The organism is Pseudomonas sp. Tun-23181, assembly GCF_057415455.1.
Window position 1 is genome coordinate 469,308 of record NZ_CM171630.1, and the last position, 13,814, is coordinate 483,121.

The following is a 13,814-nucleotide window of genomic DNA, read 5'->3' on the forward strand; positions in this document are numbered from 1 at the left end:
CGGCGTACCGGCCCCTTAAAAAGGGTAATCAGCGCAGGGGGAAACCCCGCGCTTTCCCAAGCATCTCGGTTTCCCAGGGTGCTTCGGAAAGTGCCTTAGGCGCTCAAGTGCGGTAGCTGGCTGCCAAAAACAAACAGCAAATTATCAACCCTGACGGGAGCACCTCCTGTTAGGGGGGCTCCGTCATAAACTGAACGGAGATATAGCATGTCTAAAAACGTCAACGATGTTTTTTCAAACCGAACTTCTTTGGAATGTACTGTGAATGCAGCGCTGGATCGTCGTATCGGTCTGCGTGTCGGGTTCCCTCATTACAGAGAAGGAGCAAACGGTGTGGTTTGTGAGATCGAAGCAGAGTACCCATTGCTCAACACTCATTCGAGTGTTGCATGGCCCCTGCTCGATGAACTCAACAGTTACACCATCCAAAAAAACCAATCGCTCATTGATCACATTGATAATGCGGTCGCTGAACTGTTGAAACACAAGGCTCGTCTACAGCTTGATATTCAAAAGCTGCAAGACGGTGACATTGATCTGGTGAAACAGGCCAAGCAGCAATACGAAGACAACCAGATGTCGAGTAGCAGCTAGTTCAGGTCTGATAGCCAGGATTCAATTTTAACCCTACCGGGGTGCTTTCCCGGAAGGGATGGGCACCCTGCTAATCCAGGAGGCCCTATGCAACAAACATTAAACTTTGATCTATCAGAACAACCCATCCCAGTGCTTTTGCGTGGGGATAAGTGGGATTCTGTTTGGTCAGAACTGACTGATAACGAGGATTTGAACTTCGTTGATGCCAGTAGAGGAACCAGTCTGTCATCGTTGATCACGTCATCGGTTGAGTCCATTCACACGGCCTTAATTGATGGGTGGACCATGATGATCGGCTATTCCAGTGGTAAAGATTCTGAAACGGTCTTGCACCTGTTCCTGATGGCCCTGATCCGGGCTGTAAGGAGTGGGGCGACCATCAGCCAGCACCACTTCATCTTGCACACTGACACACTGATCGAAAGCCCAGAGGTAAGGTGGCTGGCGGATCAGAAACTGGCCGAGCTGGAGCGTTTCATTGCGAAGGAAAACCTTCCTCTGACCATCGTTCTAGCAAAGCCTGGGATCTCGCAGAGTTGGACGGGCCGAATCCTTACTGGGAGGGGGTTGCCTACGTTTTCCAACTCCACGGCCCGCCAGTGTAGCCAGGATTTAAAAATCACCTCTGCCAAAAGAGCGAAGGCAGCTTATATGCGAGAGCTTCCCAAAGAGGTTCGACAGAAAGTCTGCCTTTTGCTGGGCAGTCGTGATGCTGAAAGCACTATTCGTGCGGCCAACATTGCAAAACAGCGAGGAAGCTCAGATCGCGTCATTAAGACGAAAGATGGGGGTGAGCTGTATGTGGTGAAAAACTGGTTGGCGAGTGATGTCTGGGAGTTCTTACTATCCGCTGGCATGGGCTCAGCATATCCTCAGCCAAGTTACTTGGAGAGCAATGTCACTACGGCAGAGCTTTACAAGGCGGCAACAGGGGAGTGCGTGTGGTCGGCAACAGAGAAGAAGGCCAGTGACGCCTGTGGCGCTCGCTTCGGTTGCTGGGCTTGCCAGGCTGTTGGGTTGGATAAGTCAATGGAGACGTTGCTTGCCACGGACCCTGAAAGGCATGGCTATATGTCGGGGCTGAACCGCATCCAGCGCTACTTGGCAAAACGCCGGTACGCATGGGAAGACCGCCATCCCGTAGGTCGAACGATTTACGAGGGCGGATACATCAAAATACAGCCGGACGTTTACAGTCCTGTTTTCCTAGAACGATTGCTTCATGTCTGTTGCAGCATGGACTACATGGAGCAAAAGAGAGCTGATGAGCTGGCATACAAGCTGGCTACTGGTCAAGCAGAGGATAACGACTGGAACCGTCGAATGGCAGAGCCACAATTCCGGATCATATCGGAAGAGGCTTTAGTCCATATCGACTTCATGTGGGCCTTCCATCATTTCAATGATAAGCCTTTCCATGCCCTGGAGATTTACCACAGGGTTTGGTCGATGGGTGATCTGGACTTGCTGGAAGACGAGCCGCAGTGTGAAACCGTTCCTCAGTCACCAATTCCGAAGCCATTGTGGTTGAAGGTTGGTCGCTGGGGCGATGGTTCGCTTTCTGATGGCTTGGCCGATCCGTTAGCGGAAATGGCTTACTTTGACGGCGGGGATGACCCGTTGGCAGCGCAAGTGATCAATACCGCAGACGGAAAGAGAAGGGTGGTTTGCTTCGCAGAAGATGATGAAGTGAAAGTCGATCCCGACTCCGCTGCGTTCATCATCTGGAACGAATACCCGCGACTAAGGGAGTCTGTACTAAAGGGACATTATACGCCCGGTAGTGCAGCGCAGTTCTACCTTCGGTTCGGAGCAATCCAGCTTGCGAAAGGAAAAGGCGCTTTGTATCACCGTATGATGCAAAGAGGTCAAACCTACCACCAGATGGGCCTTACAGGGCTACAGACGATGGAAGGAATCCAACAGCGCAAGGATGTCAAAGTGCTTAGCGATGCTAAGTACAAAGATCTGGTGAAGCGAAAAATCAAGGGAAGACTGGCAACGGTACGCTGGTGGGTCAACTTGCACTTAACGTTCAAGTACCATCTGCACCACCGTACTCCGACGGGGTTGTTCATCGAGAAGCAACTTGACCAGGAAGCAATGGAAGAACAGAAACGGCATCAGGAGCGATGGTTTAACTACGTGACTGACGCGATGCTTTGTTACTCCAGCGCATTCTGTATGAGCGTCATGGAAGGGCGAGAGGGGAGCGGAAACGCCAACATTCGTCGTTACATGGCCGCGACCAGAAGGAAGGCTTATACGGCCCTCTGCGAGCTCTTGGACAATACTGACGCCCAGTGGATGAATGATGTGGTCCAGAGTGCCGTAGGGCAGTATGAGGCGATACAGGCAGCCCTAACCGAAGGTTCCGCGCTTGCTATCTATCTCGACTGGATCAACCTACTGTCAAAACGCCATCCAGCCTCTTTGGAGCGACATGTCAGAACGATGATCAAGGCGGTTCAACGCTTACATCGCCGCGACGACACAGAGTTGCAAAGAGGACAGCAAGGCTTGTCCTTGGCCGCATAAAAAGCCCTCCTTCGGGAGGGCTTTTTCTTTTGCACCCCAAAAGGGCAATTACAGCGTTTTACCCTTTTAGGTGGCTGTCATACTCTTTGTTCATTGTCAGCGCTTGCTGGCTATAACGGTAGCTGGCCCAAAACAGCAATAACCTAACCCCTCGGGAGGAAACCCCTCCTGGGTTCTCTCCCACAAACAAAGGAGAGAAGCATGAGCCTAGACAAGTTAAGTCGGCTGGTGGACCAACAACGAAAGATCCAGGATGAAATCGACAATGAAATCATTCTGGCCGTCAAAGAGGTGTTGGCTACAAACTCAGTCGGTTTAGCCCGTGAGCTTGTTGGGGGTGTCCCGCAAGATCATCCATTCCATCCGTTTTTACTCGCTATAGCTAAGCAGCTTGACCCGAGATAACTAAGTAACCCAACCGGGTACACCAAGGCCCGGTCGGCTTTGGTGTACCTCCAACCAATTTTGGAGGCACTATGTCTAATTCAAATTTCGGCTTTCTAGCTCTGGCCTTGCGCCAACGCCTGATCAAACGCTGGTCACTGATGCACTCTGTTCAACCGGAGTCTGTGTTGGAACACAGCGCTGTTGTTACCCTGCTTTCCTACCTGGCTGGCAATATTGCCATTCAGCAAGGGAAGTCGGTGGATCTGGCAGTCATGCTTGCTCATGCTTCGTTGCATGATGCAGCCGAGGTTCTCTGTTCGGATGTTGTAACACCGGTCAAGAAAGCAAACGCTGTTTTGCAGCGTGAGTTTGAACGACTGGAAAAGGCCGCAGAGGACAAACTCATCCAGACTCTTCCCGAAGAACTCCAGGATGCAGTCGCCATAGCCTTCGCTCCCGGTGGCTATGAACAATCACTGGTTAAGGCCTGTGATACCTACTCCGCTTACATCAAGTGCAAACTTGAGGTGGCCGCAGGTAATGGCCTTGAGTTCCAGGATGCTCTCAGCAAAATGGAACGTGTTGTTGCTCAGGTGAAATCGGACTTCCCGGAAATCGACGCTCTGGACAAATGGTTTGGTAACGGACTCGGCCATTCAGTAGATAAACTGCTGGCAGGGGGTAACGATGACTAATCCAATCCCTGGCGACATCAAGATTAAGGACTTTGGCCGCGACCGGAAATTCCGTTCGGTTGATGAGCTTCAAAGCACTTTGTCAGAACAGTACAAAGGTCAGCATGTCAGCATCGTTTACCCTGCAAAGCCCAGCGGTTTACTCCGCACGGTTTTTGTCAGTGTCGATGATGCTGGTGGCGTGAATCGAACCTATGGGGACCAGTCTCCTGTCGATTTTTCTGCCATCAAAGATGACCTGTATGTACCAAGTGACCTGTAGGAGAGCACTAGCTATGGTGGTGATCATCGTAAACACAGGACACTATGAGTTTATCGGCCTTGGTGAGACCCACGGACAAGCCACAGAAGGGCTTTTGAAACGCTGGGACGAACACTGCGAACGTAATCCGGATGCTGAGTCTGGTTACATGCAGGAGCTGATAGAAGAAGGAAGCGCACAAGTTGTCGAGATGGAGCCCGGCTCCGCCGTAATTTACGGACTTGACGGCTAAGCCTTCTCAACTAACCCACTCGGGCGCATCATCCCGAGAGGGTGTGGTGCGTCCTAACCAAAAGGAATGCACTATGTCTAACTTTGAACAAGCTCTGGAGCGTACTGACGGTAAAACACTGATTCTCAGCAATGGGAGTAAGTGGGCAGGCCAAGACCCGGACAGTATTCAGACTTTACTGGATGTCCTGGGTGACAACGTTCTTGACCCGATGTTTGAGCAGTATCACTGTTATCGCCCATACCCGTTTGAACCAATGGTGAGGACGGGGCGAAATGGCGAAATGTTCCAGCCTTGGCTTGGGGCAGCCTGCTTCTTTGGGAACTTCCTGACTGTCTCTCATGTTTTCAACATCATCACGAAAGATGACGGTGTTGTTGAGGCCTTAACAGAGGCGATCCGGAAGAATATGGCGACTGAACAGTACCAGCAGAATGCCTATGAGCGTTATGCCGGTTGGTTCTACGCTGAAACCAGCGAAGGGTTAAGGCTAGTCTCTCCAAGTGAGGCTGCCGACATCCGAGCTGGCGCAGTTTCAAAGCTGCGTTACCCAAGAAACTTCGAGGTTATGAAAACTGCGGTTCTCAAAGGTCCTCGATTTGATACTGAATTAAGCCGCAAGGCTTCTTAACCCAAACATTAACCCCACGGGGGACATCGGTCCCTGAGGGGATGGTGTCTCCCTCTGAAATTAAGGAGATACCAATGATTAAACAGCATTTTCAAAACGAACTGGTTAAGTGTGGATACCCGGATGATCTGACGATTGAGTACAGTCTCGGATACTGCCAGGGGGATGGCGTAGCCTTCTACGGGGATTTGAGCGTTGATGACGTCAAAGCTCTCATGAATCGCCTATTCAGCACTGAGCCCGGCCAAGTGGATGCTGTCAGCCGCGTGAAGAACCTGATGGCACAGAAAGACATTGAGAATATGCTTTCTGTCCTCCGCGAATATGGTTCCTGTGACCTGTCCATTACTCGGAATAGTCACGGGCATCACTACAGCCATTGGAACTGCATGAACATCGACGACAACGTGGACTTCACAGGGATCTTCCCTGATGATGATTCCATGATTGGCACCGGCATTGAAGGGATTAACCAGGATATGGTCGAGCGCTGGCAAGACCTCTGGGAACGCTTTGTGCTGGAGCTGGCGGATGATGTAAAAAGTCTTTCCAAGAAGCTCGAAGCGGACGGGTACTCGCTGATCGAGGCCTCTCCATGCGAAGATGAAGTGGTTTGGGAACGGGCCACTGAAAACTACCTGGTGCGTGTTACTGAACTCCCTGAGCGGGATTTCGATATGGGCCACTGGGATGACGAAGTAAGAGACCAAACAATTTGTTCTATCCTGGAAGGGAAAGAGCGAGTGCTTGGCCTACGTGTTGAGGTACTCTCTCGTGAAAACGAGATTGTCCTGGGTGAAGAGAGTCTGCACGGCTTGACCGTTGCCAGTGATGACAAGAGCTACGCTGGCTACAGACGAGAACTTCTCCGGGGAGCTATCCAGCAAACCAGGGACTTTTTCTCTCGCCACCTCAAAGCGGCATAACAAGGCAGGGGGAAACCCCTGCTTTACTTCCCAAGTCTTCTTACTCATGGTGAATACCATCAGTAAGCAGATTTTGTTCTCTTCGGAGAGCGAAAAGTGCGATAGCTGGTCGCCAAAAACAAACAGCAAATTAACGTTAATTTATTAATCCCTGCGGGAGTCTATCTCCTGCTGGAGATACCTCCCGTTATTTCTGGAGGTATCCATGAACAAATTCCAAGACTTTAAGTTGGTTTATCGTCAAGGTGGTCGTCGCTTAGAGCGTGTCTTTACGGACACTCTTTACGCGAATGTGAAGCGTGTCGCTGACTCGTTTCCTCCGACCGTTCTTTGGCGCATTCAGCCAGCGTAAAACTCGGAACCTTAAAGCTCGGCTTTGGCCGTGACCTTTCAATAACCCATGCGGGTACACTTCCCCGCACGGGGTAGGTGTACCCATTAACTTTGGAGTACACCTTATGAACCAAGTAGCTAAATTGGACCTCGCCCAAATCCGTCAACAAGCCATCAATGATGGTCTGCTGGTGGACCAATCTTCCATCGGTAAACAAGCTGGTTTCCTGACCAATGTGGCAGTGACCCCGGCAATTGTCGATGGAGTATTTGGTGCAGATGGTAAGCACTCGGTAGAAGACTTCCTTTTCATGTTTTTGCAGCTTTGTGTTGCTCAAACAAAGGTCGCTTTTACCGACAACAAGAATTGGGGAAAGATTCGTCTTTATTACCCCATGCCCACTGTAGATGGCTTTTTCAAACCCACTGAGGTTGTGATTAAGTCAGATCCTGTAACCGCAGATGTCACAATCATGATGGCCTCGGAAGAGGGCGCTCATTTGTGCTTGTGATATTCACAAAATTCGCCTCCGTTTCGGGGGCGACCTTTTTAAACCCCTCGCCGGGGAGAACTCCCCGGCTGGGGAGCCTCCTTGGCACATTCTCCCGGTGTCGGGGTTTCCTTAAAACCCTGGCGACGGGGGTTTAAGGAAGCCTCGATGCTGGGGTTCACGCTAAGGAGAAAACCTATGTCTTACTACAAAGCTGACACCGTTCGTGAAGCTGCAAACGGAAACTGGCTATTCATCCTGGCGGCCCTAGCGCCCCATCTTGAACCAGCTCTCCGTAAACCTGGTCGTCATGTTTCTTGTCCTATCCACGGCGGGAAAGATGGCTTCCGACTGTTCAAGGATGCCCACCTGACTGGTGGCGGCGTATGCAATACATGCGGTGCCAATCATGATGGTTTTGAGCTGCTGATGTGGCTCAATAACTGGGACTTTAAACAGTGCCTGAGCGAGGTTGGTGATTATCTGGGCGTTGAGAAAGAGCAACCCCAGTATCAACAAGCCGCTGCACCGACACGAGCTCCTGTCCAGGCCAAAGCGCCTGTTCAGCAAGAGCCTATGAAGGTGAATAACAAGGTTCTCGATTCCAAGAATCGTAAAAAATCCATTGCCGGTACTCTGATTGCCCACGGTAAAGCTCCTTATGAGCATAACGAAGACAACGAGCTCAGCTACTTTGCCTTCATCCGTGACAAGAGCGGTTTGGAACGCACCATCTGGGGCGTGGATCTTGAAAGAGCCATTGGTGAAAGTGAAGCCAAGTATGGGGATGAGATCGTCATGACAAACCTCGGGCGCGAGCCTGTAACTGTCGTCGTTGAAGTTAAGGACGAGCAGGGGAATGTTGTGAGAGAACAACCTATGCAAACGCATCGCAACACCTGGCTGGTGGAACGTCGCGGCGCTACGGTAACGCAGTTCCGCGCTCGCTCGAACGGTGGTGTTGAGCCGGTGAGTCACCATGTTGAGTCGGCCCCTGTGGTCAACCGCAAGGTAGAAACTCCGGCACCGCAAGTACAACCTGCGGCCACACAACCGGAAGAGCAAAGCAGCGAAAATAAGCCGAAAGTTGTTCCGATGTTTCGTGAACAACCTAAGCCTTGGTTGCTTGAGCTCCAAGAAGAAATGGAGAAGAGAATGGAGCGCGAACGCGCTTACAGTGCTCGTCTCCGTGAGAAAATCGAGAAGGTATGGAACGAGTGTTTGCCGTTCTCCAGTCATGTGACTGAGCCAATGCGTCTGTACTTCAAAAACCGCGAGCTGCTGTTCAAAGTTGATGAAGTAGAAAAAACAGACTGTCTGCGGTTCAATCCGGCTATGGCCTACTACGACGAAGATGGCAATGAAGTTGGGAAATTCCCGGCTATCGTCTGCGCTATCCGAGATGTGGAAGGCAACCTGGTAACGCTCCACCGCACCTATCTCACCCAAAACGGTAAAAAAGCCAAGGTCGGCAACGCCAAAAAGATGATGCCCATTCCTGACGGTTTGGATGTCAATGGCGCGGCCATCCGCCTCGGTGAACCGACTGAGGGTATCCTGGGTGTTGCAGAAGGGCTGGAAACAGCTCTGTCAGCTTATCGAGTCACTCAAATCCCGGTTTGGTCAACGGTCAATGCCACCCTAATGGAGTCCTTCGAGGTTCCAGAAGGTGTTCACACCGTACTGATCTGGGCTGACAAAGATAAGTCTGTGACTGGGGAGAAGTCAGCGAACGTGCTGAAAGCCAAGCTGGAGAAGCGCGGCATTCGTGTGTACGTCCTGCTGCCTAAGCTCCCGATCCCGCCCAGAGCGAAAGGGATTGACTGGAACGATGTCCTGATGAGTCAGGGAAGCCTCGGTTTCCCGAATGCTCGCTACCTGCGCGATTTCATTGCGAGAAGGAGAGCTGAGTATGGCCGTCATTGATGTCTCGAAGGTTGATACAACGCCTGGTAACGACGCGGTGTGCCCCTTCTCTCCCCCTGAGGGGTGGGAGGGGGACTCTGCGGCCTACGTTGAGCTTATGCGGTCTCGGTATCGTCATCTGATGCACGGCCAGAGAATGATGGTGACAGCCTCCTTCGCAAGAAGGGAGCCTATCCAAGTTACTGGCCCGTTTGCTGATGAAGCGACGAAGATCATTAACTCAATGAAGATGAACAAGGCGAAGCCAACAGCTTTGTCTGCCTAAAACTTTAACCCTGAGGGGGTGTTCATGCCCTCTCAGGCATGATTCGCCTCCTCTTCAACTATGGAGGTAATCATGAAAAAGTTTTTGCGTATTAAGACGTGGTTTGTGCGTCTTTTCTCTCCTGACAAGAAGACTCTGGGAGCTATCGGTGAAGACCTGCGTAAGGTCGCCGTAACAGCCATCGGTGTCGGTATTGTAGGGGTCGTCTCAGAAAACGGAATCTATGGTCACTCCCGTTTTTGCAACACCGATTTTGACGACAAGTTGGCTTGCTTGAATCTATCCGGCGTCTGAATGGGATTTTATTCCCGCGCCTCGATGAGTTCCGCGCCTGATGAACCTCCAGAAAATATACGGCTTCAATGAGCCTTTCCGTTTTACAGGTTCCTCAACAGGCCGGTGGGCCGTTAGTATCATCAATATCAGTATTCGCAAAACCAGATGAATGATTGTTTAAACTGGTGTATTTCTGCCTTTATGCTTCGTAAGTTTGCTGTCGCGCCGTCAGTGCCCAGGCTATTCTGGCCAGCTTGTTTGCCAGAGCACAGGTGACGACAAAGTTGCTTTTCCGACACAACAACTCCCTGACCCAGTCGGCCAACTTGCCAGACTGGTGTTCCAGTTTTTGTATGAATACCCTGGCACACTGAACCAACAAAGTTCGGATCTTTTTGTTGCCCCGCTTGCTAATCCCTAACAATGTCGTCCGACCTCCCGTGCTGTACTGTCGGGGTACCAGCCCTGTTGCCGCCGCAAAGTCACGGCTGCTGGCGTACTGCTTCCCGTCGCCAATCTCAGTTGAAATAGTACTGGCAGTCAGCGTTCCAACGCAGGGAATACTCAGCAAGCGCTGTCCAACCTCATCTTCGTCCAACTTTCGTTTCAACTGAGATTCCAGATCTTTAATCTGCTCAACAAGATAGTGATAATGCTGTTGTAATTTCAGCAGTAACTGGCTGAGATAAAGAGGCAAACTACTGTCCTCAAGAAGGGTACTCAGTCGACTAATAACGGCAGCACCTCGCGGAACGCTGATACCAAATTCCAGCAGAAAAGCATGCATCTGATTAGTTGTTTTCACCTTATCCTGAACCAGGGATTCACGGACACGATGCAGAGCTCGCATTGCCTGCTGAGATTCGGTTCTGGGCTGCACGAAACGCATAGATGGACGTGATGCTGCTTCACAGATAGCTTCAGCATCAACGAAGTCATTTTTGTTGCTTTTAACGAATGGGCGGACAAATTGCGGTGATATCAGCTTTGGAAAATGCCCTAACTCTTCCAGCTTGCGTGCCATAAAGTGAGAACCGCCACAGGCTTCCATCGCGATGGTTGTTGCCGGGCATGTCGCCAGAAATTCGATTAGCTTTGGTCGGGTGAATTTTTTACGGTAAACGGCCTTCCCACGATGATCCTGACAATGAATATGGAAAGAGTTCTTACCCAGATCGATACCAATAAGCGCAATGTTTTCCATGATGGTTCTCCGAATGAAAGCCTGTCCTCAGCATAGTACTGGGAAGGAGGGAGTGACCATCTCATTAAATAAAGCACGCTAAGCCGGTGGCAGCGGTCGCAATGGCCTAAACTTCCCCGCACCGACCTTGGCGCTGCTGCGCCATAGGTAATCGCCGGTCAGGTTGATGTGCTCCCACCCCAGCGGCGACAGATATTGCAACAATGTGTCGTCCAGCGCCGTGCCGTTGCCACGCAAAGCACTGGTGGCACGCTCCAGATATACCGTGTTCCACAACACGATGGCCGCCGTCACCAGATTGAGGCCGCTGGCCCGGTAGCGCTGCTGCTCAAAACTGCGGTCGCGGATTTCACCCAATCGGTAGAAGAAGACCGCCCTGGCCAGCGCGTTGCGCGCCTCGCCCTTATTCAGCCCCGCATGGACGCGGCGGCGCAGCTCCACGCTTTGCAGCCAATCCAAAATGAACAGCGTGCGCTCGATGCGCCCCAGCTCGCGCAACGCCACGGCCAAGCCGTTCTGGCGCGGGTAGCTGCCGAGTTTGCGCAGCATCAGCGAAGCCGTTACCGTGCCTTGCTTGATGGAGGTGGCCAGCCGCAGAATTTCATCCCAATGGGCGCGTATTTGCTTGATGTTCAGCCTGTCGCTGCTAATCATCGGCTTGAGCGCGTCATAGGCGGCATCGCCCTTGGGGATGAATAGCTTGGTTTCGCCCAAGTCACGGATACGCGGCGCGAAGCGAAATCCCAGCAAATGCATCAAGCCAAACACGTGATCGGTGAAGCCTGCCGTGTCGGTGTAGTGTTCCTCGATGCGCAAGTCCGACTCGTGGTACAGCAGGCCATCAAGCACGTAAGTTGAATCACGAATGCCCACGTTGACCACCTTGGCACTGAAGGGCGCGTACTGGTCGGAGATATGGGTGTAGAAAGTCCGTCCTGGACTGCTTCCATACTTCGGGTTGATATGACCAGTGCTTTCTGCTTTGCTGCCGGTTCTGAAGTTCTGGCCGTCCGACGATGACGTGGTGCCGTCACCCCAGTTGCCGGCGAAGGGTTGCCGAAACTGCGCATTCACCAGCTCGGCCAGCGCCGTCGAATAGGTTTCATCGCGGATGTGCCAGGCTTGCAGCCAAGACAGCTTGGCGTAGGTGGTGCCAGGGCAGGACTCGGCCATTTTGGTCAGACCCAGGTTGATCGCGTCGGCCAGGATCGTCGTCAACAGCAAGGTTTTGTCCTTGGCCGTGTCGCTGGTCTTCAGGTGTGTGAAGTGGCGGGTGAAGCCCGTCCATTCATCGACCTCCATCAGCAACTCGGTGATTTTGAGGTGCGGCAGCAGCATAGCTGTCTGGTCGATCATGGCTTGCGCGGCGTCTGGTACTGCCGCGTCCAGCGGCGTGATCTTCAGGCCTGACGCGGTGGTGATGATGGCATCCGGTAAGTCGTTGGCCGCAGCCATGCGGTTGACTGTGGCGAGTTGCGCCTCCAACAATTCCAACCGGTCATGCAGGTATTGGTCGCAGTCGGTGGCCACTGCCAGCGGCAATTCGCTGGCCAGCTTCAAAGTGGCGAACTTCTCGACCGGCACCAGGTATTCGTCGAAGTCCTTGAACTGGCGAGAACCCTGCACCCAGACATCACCGGAGCGCAGCGCGTTCTTCAGCTCCGACAGGGCGCATAACTCGTAGTAACGCCGGTCGATGCCGTCGTCGGTCAGAACCAGCTTTGCCCAGCGCGGCTTGATGAATGCGGTTGGCGCATCGGCGGGCACCTTGCGCGCGCTGTCGCTGTTCATGCCGCGCAGCATGTCGATGGCATCGAGCACACCCTTGGCGGCGGGCGCAGCCCGCAATTTGAGCACGCCCAGGAACTGCGGCGCGTAGCGGCGTAGCGTGGCATAGCTTTCACCGATGTGGTGCAGGAAATCAAAGTCGGCAGGCCGCGCCAATGTTTGCGCTTCGGTGACGCTGGCGGCGAAGGTGTCCCAGGGCATAACGGCCTCGATGGCGGCGAACGGATCGCTGCCGCTTTGCTTGGCCTCAATCAACGCTTGACCGATGCGCCCATACATCCGCACCTTGTCGTTGATCGCCTTGCCGGAAGCCTGGAACTGCTGCTGATGCTTGTTCTTGGCCGCGTTGAACAGCTTGCCGATGATGCGATCGTGAAGGTCGATGATTTCATCGGTGACGGTGGCCATGCCTTCGATGGCCAGCGCTACCAGCGTGGCATAGCGTCGTTGCACCTCGAACTTTGCCAGATCAGCAGGCGTCATCTGGCCACCTTCACGAGCGATTTTGAGCAGGCGGTTCTGGTGAACCTGCCGCTCGATGCCTGCGGGCAGATCAAGTGCTTGCCAGGATTTCAGGCGCTCAATATGTTCGAGCATGTGGCGAGAGTTCGGTTTGGCAGGCGACTGGCGCAGCCATGCCAGCCACGTCACTTTACTGCCGTCCTTGCGCTTGAGAAGTTCGTCCAGGCGCTGACGGTGGGGTGATAACAAAGAATCGGTCAGCGCCGCGTAAATGCGTCGGTTGGCACGGGTGATGGCCTCGGCGCTTGCGCGCTCGATGGCATTCATGGCGGGCAGGATAATGCTCTGCCGCCGCAGATTCTCGACAAGTGCGCTCGCCAGCACGATGCCTTTGTCGGTCTGCAAGGCCAGCTCGGTCAATGTATGCACGGCTTGCCGATAGTGGCTCATGGTGAAGGGCTTGAACCCAAAAACCGTTTGCAGCTCGACCAAGTGCTCCCGCCGTGTCTGTTCGCGCTGGCCGTACTCGCTCCAACTTTCCACTGGCATCTTGAGTTGCGCGGCCACCATGCGCAACAGGGGCGGAAACGGAGGCTCATCGACGCCCAAAAAGGTGCCAGGGAATCGCAAGTAGCAAAGCTGCACAGCGAAGCCCAATCGATTCGCGGCGCCGCGACGCTGACGGATCACCGACAGGTCGGTTTCGTTGAACGTGTAGTGCCGTATCAGTTCGTCTTTGGCATCTGGCAGTGCCAGCAGGCTTTCGCGCTCGGTGGCGGACAGGATTGAGCGGCGTGGCAT

General features: G+C 53.0%; 13 protein-coding genes. 11 read left to right on the plus strand and 2 right to left on the minus strand.

Features of this window, described 5'->3' with window-relative positions; translation table 11 throughout:
• The first annotated feature begins 207 nt into the window (after window positions 1–207).
• The 11 genes from ACDI39_RS02565 to ACDI39_RS02615 all read left to right on the plus strand — a co-directional run bounded on the left by ACDI39_RS02565 (window position 208) and on the right by ACDI39_RS02615 (window position 9,577).
• Window positions 208–594, plus strand: coding sequence for a hypothetical protein (locus ACDI39_RS02565; protein ID WP_000042274.1), 387 nt, complete (start codon window positions 208–210; stop codon window positions 592–594).
• A gap of 87 nt (window positions 595–681) precedes the next feature.
• Window positions 682–3,135 carry an adenine nucleotide alpha hydrolase family protein gene (locus tag ACDI39_RS02570; RefSeq protein WP_117027704.1) on the plus strand — a complete coding sequence of 818 codons (2,454 nt, stop codon included), beginning with the start codon at window positions 682–684 and terminating at the stop codon, window positions 3,133–3,135.
• Between the two features lie 201 nt (window positions 3,136–3,336).
• Window positions 3,337–3,540, plus strand: a complete 204-nt coding sequence (locus tag ACDI39_RS02575) for a hypothetical protein (protein WP_000050847.1) — start codon at window positions 3,337–3,339, stop codon at window positions 3,538–3,540.
• Between the two features lie 71 nt (window positions 3,541–3,611).
• Complete coding sequence (gene yfbR / locus ACDI39_RS02580; RefSeq protein WP_000071870.1) at window positions 3,612–4,217, plus strand: 5'-deoxynucleotidase; 606 nt, start codon at window positions 3,612–3,614, stop codon at window positions 4,215–4,217.
• Window positions 4,210–4,479 carry a hypothetical protein gene (locus ACDI39_RS02585; RefSeq protein WP_000184110.1) on the plus strand — a complete coding sequence of 90 codons (270 nt, stop codon included), beginning with the start codon at window positions 4,210–4,212 and terminating at the stop codon, window positions 4,477–4,479. The genes yfbR and ACDI39_RS02585 overlap by 8 nt, the downstream gene beginning before the upstream one ends.
• Window positions 4,480–4,492: 13 nt before the next feature.
• Entirely contained in the window at window positions 4,493–4,711 is a 219-nt protein-coding gene (locus ACDI39_RS02590; RefSeq protein WP_000260293.1) for a hypothetical protein, read from the plus strand.
• A gap of 73 nt (window positions 4,712–4,784) precedes the next feature.
• Window positions 4,785–5,342, plus strand: coding sequence for a hypothetical protein (locus ACDI39_RS02595; RefSeq protein ID WP_000064432.1), 558 nt, complete (start codon window positions 4,785–4,787; stop codon window positions 5,340–5,342).
• A 74-nt stretch (window positions 5,343–5,416) separates the two neighbouring features.
• Window positions 5,417–6,268, plus strand: coding sequence for a hypothetical protein (locus tag ACDI39_RS02600; RefSeq protein ID WP_000595210.1), 852 nt, complete (start codon window positions 5,417–5,419; stop codon window positions 6,266–6,268).
• Window positions 6,269–6,726: 458 nt separating this feature from the next.
• A complete protein-coding gene (locus ACDI39_RS02605) occupies window positions 6,727–7,113 on the plus strand; it encodes a hypothetical protein (RefSeq protein ID WP_001077336.1) in 387 nt (128 codons plus the stop codon).
• A 177-nt stretch (window positions 7,114–7,290) separates the two neighbouring features.
• Window positions 7,291–9,018 (plus strand): DUF7146 domain-containing protein, encoded by a 1,728-nt coding sequence (locus ACDI39_RS02610; RefSeq protein WP_000122922.1) that lies wholly within the window; start codon window positions 7,291–7,293, stop codon window positions 9,016–9,018.
• 337 nt (window positions 9,019–9,355) lie between these two features.
• Window positions 9,356–9,577, plus strand: a complete 222-nt coding sequence (locus ACDI39_RS02615; protein WP_000714163.1) for a hypothetical protein — start codon at window positions 9,356–9,358, stop codon at window positions 9,575–9,577.
• A gap of 181 nt (window positions 9,578–9,758) precedes the next feature.
• On the opposite strand, the gene ACDI39_RS02620 is transcribed toward ACDI39_RS02615, so the two are convergent.
• Both ACDI39_RS02620 and ACDI39_RS02625 read right to left on the minus strand, forming a co-directional pair.
• A complete protein-coding gene (locus tag ACDI39_RS02620) occupies window positions 9,759–10,763 on the minus strand; it encodes an IS110-like element IS5075 family transposase (protein WP_000427619.1) in 1,005 nt (334 codons plus the stop codon).
• A gap of 78 nt (window positions 10,764–10,841) precedes the next feature.
• Window positions 10,842–13,814, minus strand: a complete 2,973-nt coding sequence (locus ACDI39_RS02625; RefSeq protein WP_001138073.1) for a Tn3 family transposase — start codon at window positions 13,812–13,814, stop codon at window positions 10,842–10,844.

What these genes read in the sequence shown, in the direction of transcription:
- ACDI39_RS02565 (WP_000042274.1), top strand. Translation starts at nt 208, where the DNA reads ATGTCTAAAAACGTCAACGATGTTTTTTCAAACCGAACTTCTTTGGAA.
- ACDI39_RS02570 (WP_117027704.1), top strand. Translation starts at nt 682, where the DNA reads ATGCAACAAACATTAAACTTTGATCTATCAGAACAACCCATCCCAGTG.
- ACDI39_RS02575 (WP_000050847.1), top strand. Translation starts at nt 3,337, where the DNA reads ATGAGCCTAGACAAGTTAAGTCGGCTGGTGGACCAACAACGAAAGATC.
- yfbR (WP_000071870.1), top strand. Translation starts at nt 3,612, where the DNA reads ATGTCTAATTCAAATTTCGGCTTTCTAGCTCTGGCCTTGCGCCAACGC.
- ACDI39_RS02585 (WP_000184110.1), top strand. Translation starts at nt 4,210, where the DNA reads ATGACTAATCCAATCCCTGGCGACATCAAGATTAAGGACTTTGGCCGC.
- ACDI39_RS02590 (WP_000260293.1), top strand. Translation starts at nt 4,493, where the DNA reads ATGGTGGTGATCATCGTAAACACAGGACACTATGAGTTTATCGGCCTT.
- ACDI39_RS02595 (WP_000064432.1), top strand. Translation starts at nt 4,785, where the DNA reads ATGTCTAACTTTGAACAAGCTCTGGAGCGTACTGACGGTAAAACACTG.
- ACDI39_RS02600 (WP_000595210.1), top strand. Translation starts at nt 5,417, where the DNA reads ATGATTAAACAGCATTTTCAAAACGAACTGGTTAAGTGTGGATACCCG.
- ACDI39_RS02605 (WP_001077336.1), top strand. Translation starts at nt 6,727, where the DNA reads ATGAACCAAGTAGCTAAATTGGACCTCGCCCAAATCCGTCAACAAGCC.
- ACDI39_RS02610 (WP_000122922.1), top strand. Translation starts at nt 7,291, where the DNA reads ATGTCTTACTACAAAGCTGACACCGTTCGTGAAGCTGCAAACGGAAAC.
- ACDI39_RS02615 (WP_000714163.1), top strand. Translation starts at nt 9,356, where the DNA reads ATGAAAAAGTTTTTGCGTATTAAGACGTGGTTTGTGCGTCTTTTCTCT.
- ACDI39_RS02620 (WP_000427619.1), bottom strand. Translation starts at nt 10,763, where the DNA reads ATGGAAAACATTGCGCTTATTGGTATCGATCTGGGTAAGAACTCTTTC.
- ACDI39_RS02625 (WP_001138073.1), bottom strand. Translation starts at nt 13,814, where the DNA reads ATGCCACGCCGCTCAATCCTGTCCGCCACCGAGCGCGAAAGCCTGCTG.